Annotated in this window: 23 protein-coding genes and 2 tRNA genes; 15 read left to right on the forward strand and 10 right to left on the reverse strand. The window is 62.3% G+C overall.

Annotation, left to right across the window (positions count from 1 at the left end; translation table 11 throughout):
• Positions 1–185 precede the first annotated feature (185 nt).
• A complete protein-coding gene (locus tag NO878_RS15570; protein ID WP_256406885.1) occupies positions 186–851 on the reverse strand; it encodes an MBL fold metallo-hydrolase in 666 nt (221 codons plus the stop codon).
• Between the two features lie 904 nt (positions 852–1,755).
• On the opposite strand from NO878_RS15570, the gene NO878_RS15575 reads away from it, so the two are divergent.
• From NO878_RS15575 to NO878_RS15600, 6 genes are all read left to right on the forward strand, one after another.
• The gene (locus tag NO878_RS15575) at positions 1,756–2,346 is read left to right on the forward strand and encodes a TetR/AcrR family transcriptional regulator (RefSeq protein WP_256406886.1); all 591 of its coding nucleotides are present in this window, start codon (positions 1,756–1,758) and stop codon (positions 2,344–2,346) included.
• The gene (locus tag NO878_RS15580; RefSeq protein WP_256406887.1) at positions 2,343–3,809 is read left to right on the forward strand and encodes an MATE family efflux transporter; all 1,467 of its coding nucleotides are present in this window, start codon (positions 2,343–2,345) and stop codon (positions 3,807–3,809) included. Before NO878_RS15575 ends, NO878_RS15580 begins: the two co-directional genes overlap by 4 nt.
• Positions 3,810–4,033: 224 nt before the next feature.
• Positions 4,034–4,438: a hypothetical protein gene (locus NO878_RS15585; protein WP_256406888.1), complete on the forward strand. Its 405-nt coding sequence runs from the start codon at positions 4,034–4,036 to the stop codon at positions 4,436–4,438.
• Positions 4,439–4,443: 5 nt separating this feature from the next.
• Complete coding sequence (locus NO878_RS15590) at positions 4,444–5,313, forward strand: FAD:protein FMN transferase (protein WP_379823379.1); 870 nt, start codon at positions 4,444–4,446, stop codon at positions 5,311–5,313.
• On the forward strand, positions 5,297–5,584 hold the full coding sequence (locus NO878_RS15595; protein WP_256406890.1) for a hypothetical protein: 288 nt from the start codon (positions 5,297–5,299) through the stop codon (positions 5,582–5,584). The genes NO878_RS15590 and NO878_RS15595 overlap by 17 nt, the downstream gene beginning before the upstream one ends.
• Positions 5,584–6,126 (forward strand): ferric reductase-like transmembrane domain-containing protein, encoded by a 543-nt coding sequence (locus tag NO878_RS15600; protein ID WP_256406891.1) that lies wholly within the window; start codon positions 5,584–5,586, stop codon positions 6,124–6,126. The genes NO878_RS15595 and NO878_RS15600 overlap by 1 nt, the downstream gene beginning before the upstream one ends.
• Here the strand turns inward: NO878_RS15600 and NO878_RS15605 are convergent.
• Together NO878_RS15605 and NO878_RS15610 are read right to left on the reverse strand one after the other, a co-directional pair.
• Positions 6,123–6,644 (reverse strand): winged helix-turn-helix transcriptional regulator, encoded by a 522-nt coding sequence (locus NO878_RS15605; protein ID WP_256406892.1) that lies wholly within the window; start codon positions 6,642–6,644, stop codon positions 6,123–6,125. The genes NO878_RS15600 and NO878_RS15605 overlap by 4 nt on opposite strands.
• 3 nt (positions 6,645–6,647) lie before the next feature.
• A complete protein-coding gene (locus NO878_RS15610; protein WP_256406893.1) occupies positions 6,648–6,935 on the reverse strand; it encodes a hypothetical protein in 288 nt (95 codons plus the stop codon).
• 755 nt (positions 6,936–7,690) lie between these two features.
• Here NO878_RS15610 and NO878_RS15615 point away from each other — a divergent pair.
• The 4 genes from NO878_RS15615 to NO878_RS15630 all read left to right on the forward strand — a co-directional run bounded on the left by NO878_RS15615 (position 7,691) and on the right by NO878_RS15630 (position 12,391).
• Complete coding sequence (locus NO878_RS15615; RefSeq protein ID WP_256406894.1) at positions 7,691–9,127, forward strand: sodium:solute symporter family transporter; 1,437 nt, start codon at positions 7,691–7,693, stop codon at positions 9,125–9,127.
• Between the two features lie 227 nt (positions 9,128–9,354).
• Complete coding sequence (locus NO878_RS15620) at positions 9,355–10,296, forward strand: nitrilase family protein (RefSeq protein WP_256406895.1); 942 nt, start codon at positions 9,355–9,357, stop codon at positions 10,294–10,296.
• A gap of 102 nt (positions 10,297–10,398) precedes the next feature.
• Positions 10,399–11,073 (forward strand): DUF1028 domain-containing protein, encoded by a 675-nt coding sequence (locus NO878_RS15625; RefSeq protein WP_256406896.1) that lies wholly within the window; start codon positions 10,399–10,401, stop codon positions 11,071–11,073.
• Positions 11,074–11,143: 70 nt separating this feature from the next.
• Entirely contained in the window at positions 11,144–12,391 is a 1,248-nt protein-coding gene (locus tag NO878_RS15630; RefSeq protein WP_256406897.1) for a Zn-dependent hydrolase, read from the forward strand.
• A 362-nt stretch (positions 12,392–12,753) separates the two neighbouring features.
• Here the strand turns inward: NO878_RS15630 and NO878_RS15635 are convergent, their stop codons facing one another.
• Positions 12,754–13,311, reverse strand: coding sequence for a diadenylate cyclase (locus NO878_RS15635; protein ID WP_256406898.1), 558 nt, complete (start codon positions 13,309–13,311; stop codon positions 12,754–12,756).
• 237 nt (positions 13,312–13,548) lie between these two features.
• Entirely contained in the window at positions 13,549–13,749 is a 201-nt protein-coding gene (locus tag NO878_RS15640) for a hypothetical protein (RefSeq protein WP_256406899.1), read from the reverse strand.
• 243 nt (positions 13,750–13,992) lie between these two features.
• Between NO878_RS15640 and NO878_RS15645 the strand changes: the two genes are divergently transcribed.
• Positions 13,993–14,067, forward strand: a tRNA-Met gene (locus NO878_RS15645).
• Positions 14,068–14,359: 292 nt separating this feature from the next.
• Here the strand turns inward: NO878_RS15645 and NO878_RS15650 are convergent.
• The gene (locus tag NO878_RS15650) at positions 14,360–15,106 is read right to left on the reverse strand and encodes a hypothetical protein (RefSeq protein ID WP_256406900.1); all 747 of its coding nucleotides are present in this window, start codon (positions 15,104–15,106) and stop codon (positions 14,360–14,362) included.
• Positions 15,107–15,405: 299 nt separating this feature from the next.
• Entirely contained in the window at positions 15,406–16,557 is a 1,152-nt protein-coding gene (locus NO878_RS15655) for a cobalamin-independent methionine synthase II family protein (protein ID WP_256406901.1), read from the reverse strand.
• A gap of 179 nt (positions 16,558–16,736) precedes the next feature.
• On the opposite strand from NO878_RS15655, the gene NO878_RS15660 reads away from it, so the two are divergent.
• Both NO878_RS15660 and NO878_RS15665 read left to right on the forward strand, forming a co-directional pair.
• Positions 16,737–17,093: a hypothetical protein gene (locus NO878_RS15660; RefSeq protein ID WP_256406902.1), complete on the forward strand. Its 357-nt coding sequence runs from the start codon at positions 16,737–16,739 to the stop codon at positions 17,091–17,093.
• On the forward strand, positions 17,086–17,781 hold the full coding sequence (locus tag NO878_RS15665) for a hypothetical protein (RefSeq protein ID WP_256406903.1): 696 nt from the start codon (positions 17,086–17,088) through the stop codon (positions 17,779–17,781). The genes NO878_RS15660 and NO878_RS15665 overlap by 8 nt, the downstream gene beginning before the upstream one ends.
• Positions 17,782–17,936: 155 nt before the next feature.
• On the opposite strand, the gene NO878_RS15670 is transcribed toward NO878_RS15665, so the two are convergent.
• Both NO878_RS15670 and NO878_RS15675 read right to left on the reverse strand, forming a co-directional pair.
• Positions 17,937–18,010: transfer RNA gene (locus NO878_RS15670), tRNA-Ile, on the reverse strand.
• Positions 18,011–18,078: 68 nt separating this feature from the next.
• Positions 18,079–18,555, reverse strand: coding sequence for an FxsA family protein (locus NO878_RS15675; RefSeq protein WP_256406904.1), 477 nt, complete (start codon positions 18,553–18,555; stop codon positions 18,079–18,081).
• A gap of 96 nt (positions 18,556–18,651) precedes the next feature.
• On the opposite strand from NO878_RS15675, the gene NO878_RS15680 reads away from it, so the two are divergent.
• Both NO878_RS15680 and NO878_RS15685 read left to right on the forward strand, forming a co-directional pair.
• Complete coding sequence (locus NO878_RS15680) at positions 18,652–20,250, forward strand: DUF255 domain-containing protein (RefSeq protein WP_256406905.1); 1,599 nt, start codon at positions 18,652–18,654, stop codon at positions 20,248–20,250.
• 41 nt (positions 20,251–20,291) lie between these two features.
• A complete protein-coding gene (locus tag NO878_RS15685; protein WP_256406906.1) occupies positions 20,292–21,098 on the forward strand; it encodes a TrmB family transcriptional regulator in 807 nt (268 codons plus the stop codon).
• A gap of 6 nt (positions 21,099–21,104) precedes the next feature.
• On the opposite strand, the gene mptA is transcribed toward NO878_RS15685, so the two are convergent.
• On the reverse strand, positions 21,105–22,049 hold the full coding sequence (gene mptA, locus NO878_RS15690; protein ID WP_256406908.1) for a GTP cyclohydrolase MptA: 945 nt from the start codon (positions 22,047–22,049) through the stop codon (positions 21,105–21,107).
• Between the last annotated feature and the right edge of the window lie 9 nt (positions 22,050–22,058).

The following is a 22,058-nucleotide window of genomic DNA, read 5'->3' on the forward strand; positions in this document are numbered from 1 at the left end:
CCTCAACCTTGGTAAAAGTCACGACCACCGAGAGCGGTGAATCTCTTATGTGATGTAGCCTGTCGTCTTCCAACGATTCGTTACGGAACACACGGGGACGGTTCGTGTTTTCAGAGAATTGAGTCCGGTGTCTGCCGGCCACGAGTGAAGCCTAGGGGGAGTCGACGACACGACGGCCGCCGATTTCAGAACGGCTCGACGGTGATTCCGTGCGCTTCAACGTCGTCGACGAAGGCTTCGACATCGGTTTCGATGGCCTCGAACGTGTCGTAATGGACGGGCAAGACGAGGTCGGCCTCGACGGAGTCGGCGAAGTCGGCGGCCGCGTGACGGTCCATCGTGAAGTGGCCACCGATCGGCGGGATGAACACGTCCGCCCGGATCGACGCGTGTTCGGGAAGCACGTCCGTGTCACTCGTGAAGTAGACGGCCGTCCCCGAGATGTCAAGCAGGAGGCCGACTACCTCGCGCTCGGCGTGGAACGGATCGCCGTCCTCGTCGACGTGTGGCCCGTCCGTACGATTGTACGCTGGCACGGCCTCGACGCCGATACCGCGAACCGTGCGCGAGCCTCCGTACGGAACAGTGGTGACCTCTAAGTTGAGGTCGCTCGTGTCGATAGCCTCGTAAGCGACGACCGTGGCCTCCGGCCCCGCGACGGCCGCGATTCCTGCCGGGTCGTAGTGATCCACGTCGTCGTGGGTTACGAACACCACGTCTCCGTCTTGGGGGTCGTCCGCAAGCACGTCACTCCAGGGATCGATATAGACGACGAGACCATCGTCGGTTTCGATTCGGACTGAAGCGTGACCCAGCCGTTCGAACGTCAACGCGTCGTACTCTACGTGCACACTCGATATTACGGGACCCATCGATAAAGCGTGCTTGCCGGTGGGGCGGTGTTCGGATACGGAGCAGGAACGAGAGGGTGCGATTTCTGCCCGATGCATGTCCGAAGTCACCCGCTCAACAGTAGTAGCGACTGCTTCGAACGAGAGCGCGTGGAGCGTGAGTCGACACCCGAGCCAGCGATGAGGCTCGGTGTTCGGCTCTGCTTGCCCGATATATCACTTTCAAATACAATATCGATTTCATATAGTTTTGGCGCCGAGTAGCGTTGATTCACTATTCACAACGGAGTGCAGAAGGCCGATTTAGCGTCCACAGATGGGGCCGATCCGGATCACGCTGCGGCCGACGAACTGTGCTCCAGTTCAGTGACGAGCGTCTTAGCTATGCGCTGCGATTGATTTCGAGACGAACCAGATACTATCCCTCAGACTCTCTGAGACGAAAAATCGTGCAACTACAAAGATGTATTCTGTCGAACTTCGCGGGATACATTTCGCTGACGATGCGCTCTGCTTCGCCGATTCTGCACCGTGGTGACAAGCCGTGCACCACCGACACGGCCTCGATTATCGCTACGAAACGCGTGATGATCGGAACAGCGTCAACATATCATTCAAAAACTAAAGCGTCGAACAAACCAACTCCCAAACTATTCTAGCCGCACCGAAGCAGACACTGCTCTGAAGCCAGCAAGGGTCCGTTAGCACCCACCGGGTGTTCCACGGTGTCAGTCCATCAACGCTCGGGAGGCCAGTCTTCTTTGCGGGCCGAAACGCCGAGGCGATGCGACTCCGAGTGGCCATTGCAATCTATACTCTGGAGCGTGAGATGGACCGACAACTCCCGTACTTACTACTCAGTCAGAAGGCTCTTAACTAACCAGTTAGTAAGCTTGAGTAGCGAATGAAATCGGAGACAAAATCCGAAATCATCGATGCGACGAACCGGGTACTCTGCAAACATGGGTATGCCGGACTCACGATGCAGAAAATCGCCGACGAGTCGTCGCTGACCACCGCAGCGATCCACTACCACTTCGACACGAAAGAGGAGTTGCTGAACGCGTTTCTTGACAACCTGATCGAGCGGTTCACATCGAAACTCGCCTCCGAAGCGACCGACCCGCGGGAACGACTCACCGCGTTCCTCGATGCGGTCTTCTCATCGCCGAACCCTGACGTCGACGGCTTCCCCGTGGCGATCATGGAGCTAAAGTCACAGGCACCCTTCCAGACGCTCTTCCGAGAACGATTTCTCGACCTCGACGACATGGTACGCGAGATTGTCGTGGACATCGTCGCAGACGGCATCGACGAAGGGCACTTCGAGGAGACCGACCCGAACGAAGTCGCCGGCCTCGTCACAACCACGATCAACGGCGCACACGCACGGAAAGTGGCACTCGGTGAACCACTCGACGAGACGCGTCACGTCCTCGAAACCACACTGGAACTGCATCTCGGATGGAACCCTGGATCGGAGGTGGTCGCGTGAACCTGTTCAAAGGGCAGGAAGAACTCAACCTGACAGAGGGGGGTATCGTCAAGCCGCTCCTGTTTCTCTCGCTACCGATTGTTGTCACGAACCTGCTCCAGACGGCGTACAACCTGGCCGACACGTTCTGGCTTGGCCAGTACTCCACGGAGGCGCTCGCAGCCATCTCCTTCGCGTTCCCGACGGTGTTCCTGCTCATCTCGCTCGGGATGGGGCTCTCGGTTGCCGGGAGCGTCCTCGTCGCCCAGCACACAGGGGCCGAGGAGACCGAGCAGGCCGAGTATGCGGCTTCGCAGACGGTTTCGTTCGCGTTCATCGCCTCGTCGATTCTCGGTGCAATCGGCTATCCGCTCGTCCGAGAGTTTCTCGCGTTCCTCGGGGCGTCGCCCGAGGTCCTTCCCGGCGCGACGGCGTATATGCAGGTGGTTGCGCTGGGCCTGCCGTTCATGTTCGGATTCTTCGTGTTTATCTCGCTGATGCGCGGCGCGGGCGACACCATCACGCCGATGCTCGTGATGTTCGGGACAGTCGTCGTCAACGTGATTCTCGACCCGTTCCTCATCAACGGCTGGACGGTCGGCCCAATCGCGTTTCCCGAACTCGGCATTCAAGGAGCCGCTATCGCCACGGTCTTCTCGCGGGGGCTGGCGATGCTCGTTGGACTCGGCATCATGCTGTCGGGAACGCGGGGTATCCAGATCAATCTCGACGATATGACGCCCGACCTCCAGTACCTCCGGAAGATCCTGCGCATCGGCATTCCGGCGTCGATTGAGGGAACTGGCCGTGCACTCTCGATCAACGCCCTCCTGATCGTGGTTGGGCTGTTCTCGACGTCAGTCGTCGCCGCGTTCGGCATCGGAACTCGCGTCTTCTCCGTCATCTTCCTCCCCGCGATTGCTGTCGCACGCGGTGTCGAGACGATGACCGGTCAAAACGTCGGGGCTGGTAAGTACGACCGCGCCCAAGAGGCGAACTACGTCGCCGCAAAAGGGTTGTTCGGCGTCCTGAGTGTCGCCGGCGTTGCCATCTTCTTCATCCCGACGCCCATCGTTGCGGTGTTCACCAACGACCCTGCCGTTCTCGACATCGGTGCGGAGTTCCTGCGGTATGTCGCGTTGTCGTTCGGATTCATCGGAATCCAGCGGGCGTTCACTGGCGGTTTCCGCGGCGCCGGCAAGACACTAACCGCTGCTGCCATCTCTATCGCCGCACTCGCTTTCATCCGACTTCCCGTCGCATACCTGGCCTCACAAGGCGTGCTCCCAACGGACCTGTGGTTTCTCGGACAACCCGATGTCCGGGGCATCTGGATCGCGTTCTTCGCCTCGAACGTCGCCGGAGCGATCATCGCGTGGCTGTGGTTCCGCCGTGGCACCTGGCGGGCGGGCGACGTCCGGGAAACCGGTGGTCCCACGGCCATCGGCCCCGATGAACCCGATCCGACAACGAGGGGGGATTAGACGGATATATCCGACACAGAGCCACACCACGGCAGTGCCTGTGGTCCGGACACACCCACAGCGGATCAGATCGAGCCACAGCGAGTCGATTCGATAACCGTACGACGATTCGATAGCTGGACGCGAACGGCTTACTAAGGTGATCTCCACCGCCGATCTGCAATGGCAGAACGCAACGACCGACACGTCGAGGATAGCGATTCTACAACGGGGTGTCGCTAACCGTGCGCATTCCGCTTCCCAATAACAAACTCGTCGCCTTCACGCTAGCAGGCGCCCTCCTCACCGCAGTCGTGGCCGGTGGCCTTGCGATGCCCGGCGTTGGCCTCGGGCAGGCTGGTGGGGACTCTGACTCGCCTGGAACGCCCGCGTCGGATGCCTCACAACAGGCTGCTGCCGATGCTCCGACGCCCAATGAGGACTTCACGCCAGCAGTTCAGACCCAATCCGGCTACGAGGACGAAGCTCATGAGGAAGATGAAGCCTACGGGGACGAAGCCCACGAAGAGAGTGAATCCCATGAGGAGGATGAAGCCTACGAGGACGACGAAGCCCACGAGGACGACGACGACCACGAGGACGAATACGAAGCGGGGGACGAGGACGGCGAACACGAAGAGGACGAGTGACCGAGATGATGGGATCGCTCGCATCGCTCACCGAACGGCTCGGCGACGCTCGCCGGGAGTTCGACTGCTGTGATACGATGTTTCGGGTCCACGCGACAGGTGTTCGGGCTGACACGGCGGCGACTGCGGCACGAGACACGGCTGAGTCGCTCGAAGCGCAGTTGAACGCCTTCGACGAGGCGAGTGCTGTCAGCCATCTCAACCGCGACGGTGCGGTCGTGAACGAACACGTCGCCCGTGCCGTTCGCCGTGGACTCGAATACAACGATCGGACCGGAGGGGTGTTCGACATCCATCAGGGGCGCGTCGAACAGGAGTGCAAACGGTTCCTGCGTGGTGACAGTGACACACCACCCACGGACTTCGATACCGGAACGGTTCGTGTCAGCGGCTCTCGGGTCACTACCGACGTCGAACTCGACCTCAATGGTCTCGCCAAGGGGTATATCGTCGACCGAGCCAGCGAGACACTCACCGGTCTCGGTCGACGAGGGTTCGTCAGTGGTGGTGGGGATCTGTCCCCGCCAACTGGCCCGGTGGCCATCGAGAGTCCGTACGGCGACGATACACCGCTGAAGATTCTGGACACGGATTGGTCTGTCGCGACGTCTGGAGGCTATCGACGCTCGCGAAACGGCACGGACCACATCTACGACCCGACGACCGAGTCGCTCGGCTCTCGTCACGACTCCGTCACCGTCGTCGCCCGTCGCGACTGCATGGAAGCCGATGCGCTGGCGACGACGCTTGCCGCGCTCTCCCTTGACGATGCACGTGAAGTAGCCGCCGAGTGGGACGGGCTAGAGGCACTGATCGTTCACGACGGCATCTTCCACACGACAGGAGGATTCGATTCACATGTCATTGACACATAAGCAGCGTATCACTGTCGTCGCAATCGTCGTACTGGTCGTAGCCGTTCCGGCTCTCTGGCAGATCGGTGACGTCCGTGCCACCCAGGCGACTGCGAACGCACAGAGTAACCTCGCCGATCAGACCGTTTCGGAGCGACAGGCGCCGGCAGATTACGACGGAGATGGCATCGACGACTCCGCCGACGAGTGTCCGACACGTGCAGAGACGGACAACGGGTTCCAAGATGCTGACGGCTGTCCCGATGTCGTGGAAACGACGGGAGCATCGTAATGTCACAACTCGTCTGGCTCCTCGACCGCGGTGCCGCGCTCGTCACGTACCCATTGCTTTACTTGGCTGTACTCACGGGCGTCTTCTACAATACAGAGTCGTTCGGCGTGCTCCACGAGGCTGCCCAGCGGATACACGTCGAACTCTCCGTGTTCGCGATGATCGTCACGCTGCTGCACGCGGGGCTCGGTATCCCCGACGCGTGGTTCGTCGTCAGCGGTCAGGTTCCGGCTCCGGCGTACTCGATGCCGTACTTCCTCGGTGGGATCGCCGTCGGCGTGGGGGCGCTGCTCATGTTCGTCGTTGCGGTGCTGGGCTTCACCGACGCGAAGCGCTTCCAGCGGCCATGGGGGCCGCGTGTCGTTCACTCGTTCGCGTACCTCGGATTCGCCTTCGGAGTGATCCACGCCGCAGCGGTCGGGACCGATCTGACGGGACTCGTCCGTCCCCTACTGGGCCCCTCGGTGGCGTTTCTCGTGTACCTGCTTCTGTTGCGCTTGCTGGTGCTTCGGAGGGTCCCGTCGAACGCGACGCCGAGCTAATAGCCGTCCCAGAGGCCCAGAATCCGGTCGACGACTTTGTCGGTGAACGAGCGTTGGTGAACCGTATAGAGGTACTCGACGCGGTCAGGGTCGCTAACCTCGTAGACGACGCTCCGACCGTCGCGCTCTTTCGTGACGAGGTCCGCTTCTGCGAGCTTCGAGAGATGCCACGAGACGGTCGATTGGGCCTTGTCCAGGTGGTCAGTTAATTCGGTCGTCGATAGCGGGCCGTCTGCGAGAAGGTGCGCAAGGATGCGGCGACTGTACTCCCGCCGCAACGCGTTCATCACTGTTCGGTCGGCTTCGTCGAACTCGACGGCGGGGTAGTACCGCGTGTACTTGCCGTCGTCCGAAACGTCGATCAGGCCCTCGTCGGCGAGCCAGCGGAGTTGGTACTGGAGTGTTCCCTGTGCGTACTCGAGTTCGTCGAGGAGTGCGCGAAAGTGAACACCCGGCGTGTCGGCTATCCGCTGGTAGATTGTCCGCCGAGAGTCCAGTTCGAGGTCCGGGTCCGGCATTGATCAATCCCGCGTGAGAGCGATGAAGAAGGTGAGAAGCCCTCCGAGAATCAGGATTGCACTTGCGTGTTCGAGCAATTCGAGCGGCGCGTACGGGAGATAGGGAAGCAAGAGGTACTTGAGAAATACGATGAGCCCATAGACGGCGAACATCGCGTAGCCGAGCGTGACGATTCGCATCCGACTGTCACGTTCCCGTCGCCACGCGAGGAGACTCAGGACGCTAAGGCCCCCAGCGAGGACGAAGATACCGAGACTGACGTACTGTTCGAGGAGTTGCGCAAGTGTCATACTGGATGTATACTGGACTGGTGTGACGTGCTCGGCGGTCGATCCAACTCAACTGAGGGAGCGTGTCGGGGAAAACGGTTGGCGTCCAACCGTCGAATCCAATCAAATATCTTCCTTGGGCCGTTCAGAAATTCTCTCAGGAGACTCCGCCGAAGAGATTCCCGACGGTGTCGACAGACTCCCGACCGGTGTCAAATCTCGAATACGAAGTGACACGTTCTCACCTGGTAGTCCTTTGAGGTAGTCGCGGTTCGTGGGGTTGTACTCGGTTTCGAGTTGTCAGCGGCGGCTGTAGCGCCGACAGGACGACTCTCTGCCCCCGGTCCTACCGGGAGACGTGTCGCGACGGTGGCCGTGATTTCACCTTTGATCGACGGAGCGTACAGGAACCGCCGTGGGTGAGACCCAACCTCGAACTCAACGGGAGCGTTCTCCACCGCAATCTCGTGTCCATCTGCTCTTTACACCCGCCGCGGACGGCGGAAGTCTCGCCTCGACAAAAGCAGATTAATAATTTTCATAGAAAAGCAAAAATTTTAATGCATATTCTACGCATCGGACGAGAAGCAGTACCATGTTCGCACAACCCATACCAATGCAGACGAGTATCGCATCGACGATGTCATGGGTCTACGCTGCAACCGCCCTACTCATCGTTTTACTCTGTCTCCTCGTTGCTCCGTATTTCGGCGTCTACGGGGAGCGAAACGTCGAAATAGAGACGGAACAGTCGGAACCTTCTGAGGGATCGTAAGATGGCCCTGCCACTCATTAACATCGGGATCGTGCTCCTGCTCGGAACCGTATTTATCGGTGTCGGGTGGTACTTCTCCCGGCGCTCCGGCGGCACGGACGACTTCATCCTCGGAGGTGGTCAGCTCGGTATCGCATTGGGGATGACCTCACTGCTTGCGTTCTGGATTACGGGCAATACGATGCTGGCTGCGCCGGAAAGCGCGTACACGTACGGAATCCTCGGAGCCCTCGGATACGGTATGCTGGGCGGGGCAGGGGTTCTCCTGTTCGCACTCCTCTCTAAACGGCTGCACAAAGTCATCCCTCACGGGAAATCCGTCGGGGACTTCTACGGCACCCGCTACGACGAGAAGAACTACTACGTATTCGTCTCCCTTCTCGTTATCTACGTCCTCGGGCTAATCGTCACACAGGGTATCGGCGGCGGCGTACTGCTCGAACAAATCTTCGATATTCCATACTATCTGGCTGTCTTCCTCACGTTCGGCATCGTCATCGTCTACGCGTATCTCGGCGGTTTCCGTAGTGTCACTGGGGTTGCCTACTTCCAAGTGCTTTTGATTCTTGTTGTCGCACTCGTCGTCCCCCCGCTTGTCTACTTCAACGTCGGATTCGGTCCCGTCTACGAACGTATCCTCGCGGATTCCCCTGCGAAACTCAGCCTCACTGCCCCGAGCGGACTGCTGTTCGCAACGGCAGGAGCGCTCCTCGGGATTGGGGAGGTGTTCATGGACAACACGTTTTGGCAGCGCGCATACGCTATTCGGAGCGACGTCGTCGCCAAAACGTTTGGACTCAGTGGAATCGGCTGGATTCTCGTCCCCCTAGCAATCGCCAGCCTGTCGTTCGTCGCGCTCGCGTTCGATCAGACGCCCGAACAGGTCAATCAGGTCGCGCCGATGATTGCCCAAATCTACGGTGGGGCGTTCTCCGGATGGCTGTTCCTCATCGCCGTCTGGAGCGCTCTCTGTTCCACGACTGCGGCGAGTATCAATGCACTTGCCACGCTCCTGATGAACGACGCCGTTCCCCGAGTGAAAGACGATGTCTCCGAAGACGAGCTACTCCGCTACGGCAAGTACTTCACGCTGCTCGTGGGTGTGCTCGGGCTTCTGTTTAGCCTGCCCCGGATTCTCACCATGCTTCAGATGCTGTTCTTCCTCGGCGTGATCAACGTCGCGTTCGTATTCCCGATTGTCGCCGGACTGTGGTGGGAGAAGGCGAACCCACAGGTGGTCTTCGTCGCAACGACGACGGCGACTATCGTCGGGTATGCGGCCTACTTCACTATCGGAGCGAACCAAGGAATCATCCTCAGCGGCTGGATTTCGTGTGTCATCACCTACGGTGGCTCGTACCTCTGGCCAAAGGACTTCGATTGGGGGAAACTCCAACGTGTCGGACAGGATGTGACTGCGGGAGGTGACGGAACGTGATCCTTCCGCTTGTGGTTAGCCAAACCTTCTTCACTGGGATGGTTATCCTCGGAATCGCTGGAACGTTTCTCGTCACGTTGATCATTCTCCGGTATACCGTTCAGGAGATGCGAAGCAACGAAATGTGGTGATGTCCATGAGTACAGACGAATCGCCCACGGTAGAATCGAGGCGCGTCGGTGGCACCCATCCAAGCCACCAGCCGGCTCTCGCGGAACGTCCCCACAATGAGTGAACGCACGCACAGCAGCAACGAGGCGAGTAGTACCGAAGACGAACGTACCGGCTCCGCCAGCTCTCCCGTTACCATCGCCTGCGTACAGTTCGAGCCAGTGGTCGGCGAACCTGAGGCGAACCGGAGCACATCCTGTCGGCTGATCGAAGAAGCGGCGGAGAGCGGGAGCGACTTCATCGTCCTGCCAGAGTTAGCGAACTCGGGGTACGTCTTCGAGGACCGCGCCGAAGCACGGTCGCTCGCGGAACCGATTCCAGGCGGTGAGACAGCGCAGCGATGGAAAGAACTGGCAGCCACTCACGACGTATACATCGTCGGTGGCTACGCCGAGTGCGACGGCGTGGACCTCTACAACTCCGCAGTACTGTTCGGGCCGGATGGGTATATCGGGACTCACCGAAAGCTCCACCTCTGGGACAAGGAAAAACTGTGGTTCGAACCTGGTGACGAGATTCAGGTGTTCAACACGGAGATCGGCCGTATCGGCGTACAGATCTGCTACGATCAGTGGTTCCCAGAACTGTCACGCATCCAAGCCGCGAAAGGCGCGGACCTCATCGCGGAGCCGACGAATTGGGTGCCGATCAACGAACACGAGCGGACGGGGTTGGCTGGCGGCGAATTCGCTCGGGCGAACTATCTCGCCATCTCGAACGCGCACGTGAACACGGTGTGGTTCGCCTGTGCTGACCGGATCGGGACCGAAAGAGGGCAGCCGTTTCTGGGCCGGAGTCTCATCGTTGATCCGACCGGGACGGCGGTTGCTGGACCCGCAAGCCAATCCGACGACGAGATCCTCATCGCACGCGACTGCGACCTCATGAGCGCCCGGACTGAAAAAGTGTGGAACGACATGAACGTCATCCCCCGAGACAGGCGAACCGACCTCTACGACGACTTACTCGGCTACGACGACGACATACACCCCCACTAGTGAGATCGGTACTCCCTGCTGACGATCAGACGGATGACACGGACGCAGTAGCGTGCCGATAGTGGCAGCGTAACACGAGACAGAACGTCACCGAACCCACCCATGACATACTCGATTTGCATGACGGACGGTACTCGACACGGAACCGCCATCGCAACCAAAGCGCCGGCAGTCGGCGGACTGGCACCGTTTCTCTCGCCGAACGGTGTCGTCTGCACGCAGTCTATCGTCAACGTCCCACTGGGACCGAAGGCGGCCCGGTTGCTCGACGGAGAGGCGAGTATCGACGACGCGATACCGACTCTTCTTCGGAAGGACGATAACGCCAGCCTCCGGCAGATCCACGGCGTGGATACGTGGGGGAACACGTCGACGTTCTCCGGCGACGAGTGTGTCGACTGGTTCGGATCACAGACGGGATCCGCCGGCCAGACGACCTACACCGTCGCAGGCAACATGCTCGAAGGTGAGCACGTAATTGAGGCCGTCGCCACGGAATTCGCCAGCGCCGTCGATTCGTCCAAGTCGCTCCCCGAGTGCCTCTTGGACGCCTTGCAAGCGGGCGAAGACGCCGGGGGAGACAAACGCGCTGGAACCGCTCAGAGTGCCGCGCTGAAAATCTACGACCCGGAGGACCCCCGACTCGCCCACGACCTCCGCGTCGACGACCACGAGGACCCCGTCCCCGAGTTACAGCGGGTGTACGAGAGTGCCTGTGAGGACGACGAAGCTTGGGAAGACGAATTCCCGGGGGCGATCCTCCAGCGGACGCTCTAATCGACCCACTCGACGGTGCCCGGCGATATCGCCGAATAACTGTTCTATCCACCACGCTAATTCACCAGTGATGATCATCGACGAATCACGGCTTCAAGACGATATCGAAACCACTGCAGCGTTCGGAACGACCGATGCCCCCGACGGCCACGGACGGACTGTCCTTCCCGGGACGCCCGCCAATCAGGAGGCTCGAGACTACCTCGTATCCCGAATGGAAGCCACCGGGCTTGATGTCCGGATCGACGCCGTTGGAAATATCGCGGGTCGATGGGTTCCCGACGCGGCCGACGCTGACGCCGCGCCTGTGGCCACGGGAAGCCACTTGGATTCCGTTCCCAACGGAGGCATCTTCGACGGTCCACTCGGCGTCTACGCTGCCCTCGAAGCCGTCAGAGCACTCGAATCGAGTAACGAACGGATTCGTCGACCGATCGAGGTTGTGAGCTTCACCGGAGAGGAGGGGTCGCGGTTTCCACCGCTTCTCGGATCGTCGGTCGCTGTCGGGACACGAGACGTGTCGGACGCACTCGCAGCCACGGATGCCGACGGCGTCACACTCCGGGAAGCGCTCGAAGGGATCGGATACGCTGGCGACGGCGTTCTCGATGCCTCCTCCTGGGACAGTTGGTTCGAACTCCATATCGAACAGGGCCGCGTCCTCGAACACGAAGGCGTCTCCGCCGGTGTCGTCTCTGCCATCACCGGAATCATGCACGGTGATGTGCGAATCGATGGCGAGGCGAACCACGCCGGGACGACTGCGATGCTGGAGCGACAGGACGCTCTCGCAGCAGCGGCGGAGTTCATCCTCGACGTGGAACGAGCGGCGGACGACCGACTCGCCGATAGCGAATCGGTCGTCGGCACCGTCGGGAGAGTAGACGTTGCTCCGAACGCCACCAACGTCGTCCCGGGAACCGTCGAGATGGGTGTCGACGTCCGTGATGTCGAACGAGATATGATGGACGCAGTCGAAGCGGATATTCGAGACAGCCTCGACCGGATTGCCACGGATCGCGACGTCGAAACGAGATTCGAGAAGGGGGTCGATATCGATCCCGTTCCGATGGACGAACGCTGCCGGGACGCGCTTCGTGATGGTGCAGCCGCAGCCGGGATCGACGCCCTCGAGCTTTCTTCGGGTGCAGGACACGATACGATGCACGTAGCGTCCGTTACTGACGCCGGTCTGCTCTTCGTCCCGTCCCGAGGGGGGATCTCACACAACCCAGCTGAGTGGACGGACTGGCAGGATTGTGCCAAGGCAACCGAGGTGTTGGCACAGACGATCAGTCGCATCGCCAGCGACGGCTAACGGCCGTTCGAGCGTCTCGTAGCGGTCATCGGTATGCAGTCACGCCGAGGAGCGACTACATCGCACTGTCTCCACGTCTCCGACCCGCGTACTCCGAGACGAAGGATGTCGCGTGAACGGTCGCGACCGACTCGCTGGCCTGTCTACGGACAGGATTCCTACATCTGCGCTGTGTCTCTTGTACAACCGCTCTCTGCCTCAGCGCTGGCAGAAATACCTTGCAAGAGACAGATACACGACAGTGGTACACCGTCCGCGAGCGCTAAGACGCCACAGGCTGCGTTTGCGTCCCGGCACTGGCATCCAACGCTCCCGAAATCCACACCGTCCCTTGATCGGTCTTTGCGAGACTCGGTCGCCGCTTACTCGTCAGGTCGCCACCGGCCACCGATCCCCTCGCGAGGATAGTCCTGATACGTGCCGTTGAGAAACGTCGTGACGCGGCCGTCCTCTTCGCTGAGCGTGATCACCCACAGGACTTCCTCACGGATCGACGTTTCCAGCGCGCTCATGTGTTTGGCCCCCATCCACTCGGCGTATTCGAGATTGCTGGACTCCTTGATATCCTCTCGGTTGGGGCTGCGGACCCGAACCATCTGCTCCTGAATCGTCCCATCCCCGGTCACGACGACAGCACCGTCGCAGCTGAACGCCACGTCCCGGGCAACCTGCGTGAATCCGTCGGGCGACCCGGTGACGACCTGGCATCGCTCAACGGGCCACCTGTTGTCGCCCATCGGGTCGGTGTAGGCATCGAAGTTGACGTCGGCAACGATCAACAGGTACAGACTCGGACCACTCACATGCCGTTCTCCCCACCGGTCGAACCCCATGCTCAACGACTCGGCAGTGTACCTGATCTGGTCCATGAGCTCCTGACTGGTCGCATACCTGTTCAAAACGCGATCGAGTTCCTCCATGCTGATGCATGTCCGCATACGTCAGGTGACTGTTTAAGCACTCTCCCGGCACGAAGTGGTGTGACGTGGCTTGCTCCGTCGCTGCGCGTCTTCTGGTTCGAATCGAGTCCGATCCAGTTCTCCCGACTCCTCTCTCCCCAATACGCGCCGTGTATTCAGCGTAATCGTGGGAATCCGTCCGCTGTTGGGGGTTAGCAGAGTCAACTCGGCGGAACGAGCGACCAGCAGTTGACTAGTTCACACGTCGAATCCGTTCCGCCTGAGTGCCTCTGCCAACTCTCCGTCAGGATCCGCCGAAAACTCGACCAACGACGACTCTGGTCGTGTCGTCGTATACAACTCAGAGTCGATATTGTCCGGGATTTCGTTCGTGTGTGACTCGTCGACAACTGCAACTGAGATTTTTGGCTTCGTGGCCGTGTCTTCTGACTCGCTCATTATCTGACTGTATGGGAGAGCGACGGTTGTCCTTTTGCATTTGAGTATCCGATGCCCTTTGTGGCAAGAGCATCTACGGGGGAAGCCATCACCACGTGGTTTCGTTGTGAGTGCACCACCTGTGCTGACTGTATCAGATGACTTCGCTCACGTTGTTCAGGGGGAGATAGTCACCTCGAATTCGTCCCAATCCCCCGTCCGGATTTCAAAACCCTTAACGCCGACTCGCCGGTAGGGATCAGTAGCGGGATGGGATAGCCAGGAGATTCCGCCGGGCTCATAACCCGGAGATCGGTAGTTCAAATCTACCTCCCGCTACTTTTATTCGATATCTGTGACCGGGGAGAGACGGGAATATTCCTCGTTCGAGGGTACGCGTCGTCGGAGGTGTGCGACACGCACCGCCAGTGTCAGGATTCGAACCCCTGTTCCGTGCGGCCGAGGTACGCATAGCAGTTGGGGCATTGAAATGGTCGCGCCCCGTGTCGGTCCGGTTCGCCGAGAAACCGGGTACGCGAATAGCCCCGCCCACACTCCTCGCAGGTCACGATGATGACCACACACAGGACAGTCGCCGCGCGCCCTTGGAGGTGTCCATTTTCGACGCGGGTCACGCCGTCTCGTCGGGGGCCGTCGGTCGGACGAGGTTCGCGAGTGTCACCAAGAGGCCGAGCGTCCACCCCACGGGCACCGCGAGTGTACCCCACATGCCGACGTACGCGACCCCGACGAGTTCGAATCGACGGCGAAGCAGGGTGTTCAGCCCGCGGTACTCGAGGAGCGTATCGAGCAGCCACACCGCGAGCGTCTCGCTCCGGGGGAAGACGGCCGCGGCGAGGGCTGTCGAGTAGAGTGCCGCCACCACCGGCGGGAGAAAGACCGCGATCACCGCAAATGGGTAGGCCAGGACGACCGTCGTCACCCGTCCGCCGAGACGCCGAAAGAGCACCGCCAGCATCGTCGAGACGACGGCGACGGACCCCGCGGCGGCGACGGCGAGAAATCCCTCAGCCGAGAACCGAACGCGGGCGAGCGCGGTCAATCCTCCCCAGACGAACGCCGCGAGGAGGACGGTCCCGACGGCGCCCAGACGAGCGGTCGTCCGGTCGAGTCCGTCGACCTGAACCCGAACTAGCAGTCCAAGCACCGTGAGCGGGTAGCCCACGAGCAGTCCGATCCCGCCCAGAAGTGCCCAGAGCCGATAGACCGCGCGCTCCCGCGTCGTCCCCGGAGTCCAACGGGTGACGACCGGATGCGAATCGCGAAGTTGTGGAAAGGCAAGCGCCATCCAGAGGCCGTGCAGGCGCCGGAGGTCGTAGGCAACGTCGGCGACGACGCTCGTCAGTACCGTCCGCATGGTCACGTCGGTTCGCCCCGCCCGAGTTAACGGTACGGGGTTCGTCCCGACGTGACGGACGGCGAGCCGCGGTGTTGGACGGTGGTGAAAGTGGAGGCGGGCTACGTGGCTACCGCTCGATGCTCGAGGGGCATGCCGCTGGAGGGTGTAGTGGAATAAACTGTCCCATCACCTCACTACGATCATGGTGTGTGTCGACATGACATGAACGTTGTGGCCGATGTGGTCGCGGGGTGGGCCGGCGTTCGACGGTGCCAGCACACTGGACGCCGCTGATGGTGCCTAATTCCTCCGGCCCCTCAGTCGCGGCGCTCGCTCGCGAGTTCGGCCCCCTCGACGAGCGCTGACAGTTTCGCCCACGCGATTTCCGGATCGACCATGCCGAGGCCCGCCTGTGTGCCGAACCCGCAGTCCGGTGCGGCGACCAGCGGCGTCGAGTCGTCGACTGTCTCGGCGACCCGCTCCAGACGGTCCGCGATAGTCCGCGGGTGATCGACGATGTTCGTCTTCACGTCGACGACGCCCGGGAGGAGCGTCCAGCCGTCCGGCAGAGGGTGTTCCGCGAACGCGCGATACTCGTGTTGGTGGCGCGGGTTGGCCTGTTCGACGCTGAGTCCCGAGATATCCGCCTCGTAGAGTTCCGGCAGCATCTCGACCAGATCCGTATCGTGGTGGTGGGGTCCTTCGTAACTCCCCCAGCAGGTGTGGAGGCGAACCTGCTCGGCCGGGACGTTCGACAGTGCCTCGTTGAGCGCCTCGACGTGGAGACGCGTTGCCGCCTTGATTTCGTCGAGCGGTTCGTCGGCGTAGGCCGCCGTATGGCCGACCGTGAGGAGTTCCGGGGCGTCGATCTGCAGCGTCATCCCGTGCTCGGCGATACGTTCGTACTCCTCGGCCATCGCGTCCGCGACGGCAAAGAGGAACTCGTCGTAGGCGTCGTAATACTCGTTGACGTGCGTGGCCGTGACGACACTCGGCGATGCCGCAGTCATGAATGTCTCCTCGACGTCGGCGCCGACGGCCGATAGCGCGTCGTCGAACGCCGCGAGTTCCGCCTCGGCCTCCTCACGGCCAGTGTATTCGACCGGCCCCGTCACGACGGGGTGCATCGACAGGTCGATGACGTCGGTCTTGAACGTCTCCTCGGCGTAGTCCGGGAACTCTTGGAGGTCCGCCCAGAGTTCCTGTTCGCGCTCCCCCTCGATGCCGCTGAGACGGTTCGCGACGTACCAGTTGAACGAGACACGGGGCTGTTCCCCGTTGTTGACGACGTCGAGACCGACCTCGGCTTGGCGCTCGACGACGCCGCGCGTAGCCGACTCGACGGTGTCGTCCCACTCCTCGGGGTCGACGTCCGTGCCGTCCTGGCGTCGTTCGAGTAGGTCGAGCAGTTCCGGCGGACGAGGCAGGCTTCCGATGTGCGTCGTGCGAATTCGCTCGTCGCTCGCCATTGTACCACATCGTCGTCGCCGATCCAAATATGACTCCCGGTCTCGGCCGTTCGTGGTCGCTGGACCCCCTCACCGGGAGATCTGTCCCCGGCCACGCGCTCAAATATTACAAAAATTATACTTTTGAAGTGTCATATAACAACTTTCATTAATGTATATGATATTATCTGTTATGCAGTATGACAACAAACACCAATTCGACGAGCAATCCCGAGGTCCCCATTCCGGAAGCGGTCGAAGCACAGTTCGATCAGACGAGCGAGCACTGGCGTTCGAAGGTCGAATGGGAGGCAAAGCGGCGGGAACTGGAGACGGTAACGGACGAAGAGCGGGAGCACGGAGAGCAGTTGCTGGCGATGATTGCACAGGGCTTGGCGGGACAGTTGGACGACCCCGATGCGTTCCTGGATGCGCTCGAAGCCGTCGAGGCGCTGGGACAACAACGCGCTGAGACCATCGCCAGTCACCTCGACGATGCTCCCGACGACCCATGTGACCCCATAGCGGGACCAACGGAGCTGTCCCGAGATGGCTAACGAACTGTGGTGGGGACAGAGCAAGTGGAGTTGGCCGGGGCAGTTGAACCCCACCTGGAACTCCGGATGGCTGGAGATACGCGGGAGCATCTCCGGTCCCGGCAAGGGAAACATCGGTGCGTTGGACCAGACGACCTATACGCTCAGCCTGCTCGGCCAATACTGGCTCACGCCCAACCGAATGGACCCGTGCCCGGACCTAGGAGGGCACTCATCCTTACCGACGGTCAAGTTACGGGGGCAGTTACGCGGCGACACGAACGCCGGCCTGCTGTTCGATAAGCCGGACCTCAACGTTGACCTCGTCATCGAACAGACGGCATACTTCGACGGATACCGATACGACCACGCGCGAACCACCCAACGGATATTCGACCTGCCACACAAAGCGAACAAGAACGACAGGAAGTACTTCGGACCGGCGACGGGGTACTCCGCCCCGAGCCTCGGAATCAACCTGCAAAGACACCAGAACAAGACGCTCAACATCAACGTCGAGGCGAAACTAAAGATCTATCTGGAGGGGTGGGCGACCCTCGATCCCCGGCAGTTCGCCATGTCGATCCCTCAGTGGACACTGACGGACAACTGTTACTCCCCTCCCGACCGCAGTTGGGGGACCGGCGTCCATGGGGGAGTCAGCACATCGACCGCCGACGACGGCGACGACGACGACGATGACTGGTAGACCGCCGGCTGCAACGCTTCGCCGCGGCTCGCGCATCGCTCGTGTAGCACGCGCCGCGCGTGGGCGACTCTGTTTGTAGTGAGTGAACCGAAATGAAATGGCTGGGGAGTTGCGGCCCCAGTTCCCGGCCGGTCAGAGACCGACAGGGAAGGAGGTGGGCCAACGCGGATTTGAACCGCGGGCCTCCCGGTTATCAGCCGAGCGCTCAACCTGACTGAGCTATTGGCCCAGGTGAGCGCATCAATTGCTTGCGCGGTCTTTCGTTTAAGCGTTTCCGTTCGGAGTTCCGCGAGGCCGTCACTCGTCGTCGACGCGGTAGGAGCCGCCGTCGACGTCGTAGACGTCCTCGTCGTCGGGGAAGCCCCCGGTGTAGACGCCGCCGGTGACGAACCCGCCGCTCTTGCGCTCCAGATACGGCCGTACCACGACCCGTTCGAGGAGGCCACGAATCGGCGCTCGCGTCAGCGGCACGCCGAGCAGAAAGCCGATGGCGTCGGTGACCAGTCCCGGCGTGAGCAGGAACGCGCCCGCGGCGATCAGCAGGCCGCCGTCCATGAGTTCCTTTGTCGGCACCTCGCCGGTGGCGACCCGTTCTTGGAGGCGGCGGACGGTGTGGCGTCCCTCAGCGCGCACCAGCAACATCCCGACGATACCGGTGAGGACGACCAGCGCGACAGTCGCCGGGGCGCCGACGGCGTCGGCGACGACGACGAGCAACAGGGCGTCGGTGAGGGGGACGAGCAACAGGAGCGCGAACACCCAGCGCAAGCGCATACGCCCACTACCGGGTGCCCGCTCATAGCCCTTTTGACGCCGTCGCGTCGGCGGCCGTGACGAAGCCCTTAGGCTTGCCCGCCCCGGAGGGCTGGTATGACCGACGGGACGCGCGTCGAGTGGCGCGAGTGGGGCGAGGCCGCCTTCGACGAGGCTCGCCGCCGCGGGACGCCCGTGTTGCTCGCGCTGACGGCGACCTGGTGTGGGGAGTGTCACGAGATGGACGCCCGGACGTACGCCGAACCGCGCATCGCGGCCAACCTGAACGACGGGTTCGTGCCCGTCCGGGTCGACGTGGACCGCCACCCCCGGGTCCGCGAGCGCTACAACGTCGGCGGCTTCCCGTCGACGGTGTTCTGTACGCCCGACGGCAAGCGCATCGCGAGCGCCGGATTCCTCGGCCCGGACGGGATGCGCGATGTCCTCGACCGGGTGCGCGAGCGCTGGGACACGAGCGGTGCCGACGCGGGGCGGATGCCTCGGAGCCTTCGCGACGACCAGCCACCCCGTGGCCCGGTCACCGACCGCATCGAGGAACACCTCGCCGGCCAGGTCGATGGTGGCTTCGACGCGGAGTTTGGTGGATGGGGCGACGCGCCGAAGTTTCCCCTGCCTCGGACCATCGAGTTTGCGCTCAAGCGGGATCAGGCGAAGGCCCGTCAGACCCTCGACGCCGTCACCCGCGGACTCTTCGACGAGGAGGCGGGCGGGTTCTTCCGGTACGCTCGAACCCGCGACTGGGGGGACCCCGACCGGGCGAAACTCCTCGCCGACAACGCCGCGCTGGTCCGGGCGTTCGCCCACGCGTACTGCTACACGGGCGAGGACGCGTACCGGCGGCCGGCAGTCAGAACCGTCGAATACCTGACCGACGCCCTGTGGAACGGATCGGCGTTCGGTGGGAGCCAGGGGCCGGGCGACGCCGACGCCGACACCGGCCCTCGGACGGATCTGACCGCTTTTGCCGACTCGAACGCCCTCGCAGTCGACGCCTTGCTCACGCTCGCTGCCTACACCGACGCCGAGCAACCCCGCGAGTACGCGCAGCGGACGCTCGCGACGCTTCGCTCGGAACTGGTCGACGACGAGGGCGCCGTCCAGCACTACGCCGACCCCGACGCGCCGACGCTCGTCCTCGCGGACCAGGCCTGGACCGTCGCCGCCGCCCTCCGTGCCGTTCAGGTGCTCGGCGACGAGGACGCCCTCGCTCTGGCCCGCCGGGTCGCTGACCAAACGGTCGAGTCGCTGTTCGCGGACGGCGTGTTTCGCGACGGCCCGGCCGAGGGGCCGGGACTGCTCGACCAGACCTTCCACCCCCTCGACGGTAACGTCGAGATGGCCGACGCGCTCCTCGATCTGGCCGTCCTGACCGGCGAGGAGCGGTACCGCGAGGTGGCGTCCGACGCCATCGGCGCCTTCGCGGGCGCCTGGGATCGGCTGGGCGTCCGAGTCGCCGGCTACGGTGCCGTCGCCGCCCGCCTCCAACGTCCGGGGCTGTCGATCCGTGTGGCGACCGACCCCGGCAGCGACCTCCATCGGGCCGCCCTCCGGGTCGCCGACCACGAGGCGGTCGTCCGTCCGCGGGCACCCGGTCCCGACGCCGGCACGGCACAGGTGACCGTCGGCGACCGCTCGCGGACCGTGACGGCGCCGGCGGACCTCGCTGAGGCCGTCGCCGAACTCGCCGCCGAGTAAACGAGCGATTCGTTTTTACCGCTCGCCACGCACGCGGACGTATGGCGACGCTTCGAGATCTCGGCCTTTCCGAGTACGAATCCCGGACCTACCGCGAACTCCTCGATCAGGGGCCGACAACGGCAAAGAAGTTGTCGTCGTCGAGCGACGTGCCGATGGGGCGGATCTACGACGTGTTGAACGATCTGGAGAGCAACGGTCTCGTCCGCAGTCAGGCGGCCAGTCGACCCAAGAAGTACGTCGCCGTCGAACCCGACGCCGCGCTGGACCGCCTCGTCGACGCCCGAAAGCGGGAACTCGACCAGCAGGCCGAGCGATACGAGGCGGTGGCCGACGACCTGATCGACGACCTTGACGCGGCCGACTCCGTGCAGGGGCAGTTCTGGACCGCGGCGGTCGGTCCCGAGGAGACGGTCGATCTCTTCCTCGAACGCCTCTCGGCGGCCGACGAGCGCATCCACTACGTCGTCGGTCTTCCTTCTCCACAGATCGACCTCGGAACGGTCGGCCGGCGGGTGTTAGAGGCGTTCGAGACGGCTCTCGACCGCGGCGTCGCCGTACAGGTGCTCATCCACCCCGAACTGATCGACACCGTCCCCACGGAACTCACCGAGCGCTTCGAGGCACGCCTCGGTGGCTACGACCACTACGAGATCCGGGAGTCGCCGACCATCGACGGGACGTTCACGCTGATCGACAGCGAGGAGGTGTGTATCGAGGTGCCGAACCCGCTCGATTCGAGCGAGGTGTTCGCGATGATCGACTTCAAAGACGCCGCCTTCGCCGACGACGTGCGAACTGTCTTCGAGGAGCAGTGGGCGGAGTCGACTCCGACGGGCCGGCTGTAATCGGCGCTAGTCGCTGCCGTGGGTGCCGTCACCGACCTCTGTCCGGAGGGCCTCTAGGGTGAGTTCCCGCTCCGCGTGGGCGTTGTGCTGGTGGATCGACTCGTCGTTCGACTGTTTCATGTGGATCACCGCGTCGTCGTCGAGGTGATCGAACTCCTCGACGACGGACTCGGCCAGCGAGCGCACGCAGTCCTCGACGAACTTGGCGTTCGCGTGGGCGTGATAGGTCATGTGGTCCTCGTCCGGCCGCTTCGCGAGGTTGTAGATCCGCGCGCTCATGGAGTCCCGCGCGACGTCGATCACGTCACGCAGATCGAGGTCGGGCGACCCGTCGCTCGTGATCGTAAGCGTCGCGTGGCCGCGCTGTGAGTGTCCCGGCTGTGGGACTTTATCGAGGAACGCCTCGACGGTCCCGTCGTCGACGCCGAGGTCTTGGAGGGTGTCGCGGGCCCGCGACTCCGACATGCCCTGCGAACAGGGACACACCGTCATCCCGGTGACCCGGGCACCGATCTCCTCGCGGGTCCCTTCGTCGGTCGCGACTGCGCCCGCGATGATCGTCGCGGTGTTCTGTGTCGCGAGGTCGGACGCCGGCGTCGTCTCGCGGGTGACGTAGTCGGCCTCCATGCGGACCTCGGCTGTCGACGTGTAGTCGTGTTTTTCGAGGAGGCGCTCGGCGACGTCGCCACACACCTCTTCGACACGGTAGGAGGGCTCCGAGACGGCCGCCTCGAGGATCTCGTCGATCACCTGCATGTTCCGACTCATGTCGATCCCCTTGCGGCCGCTGGGGAGGTCCACGAACACCTCGAACTCCGCCATCAGGACGATCGGACGCTTGCCGTTTCGGTCGATCTTGACGAGTTTCTCGACCCCGGTGACGCCAACCTGACTGAGCCCGACGGTCACATCGGGCTTGCTTGCCTGTACGTCAGGCAACTGGTGACTCATCGACTATCG

It is taken from the genome of Haloplanus ruber, from assembly GCF_024494725.1.
Taxonomy (GTDB): domain Archaea; phylum Halobacteriota; class Halobacteria; order Halobacteriales; family Haloferacaceae; genus Haloplanus; species Haloplanus ruber.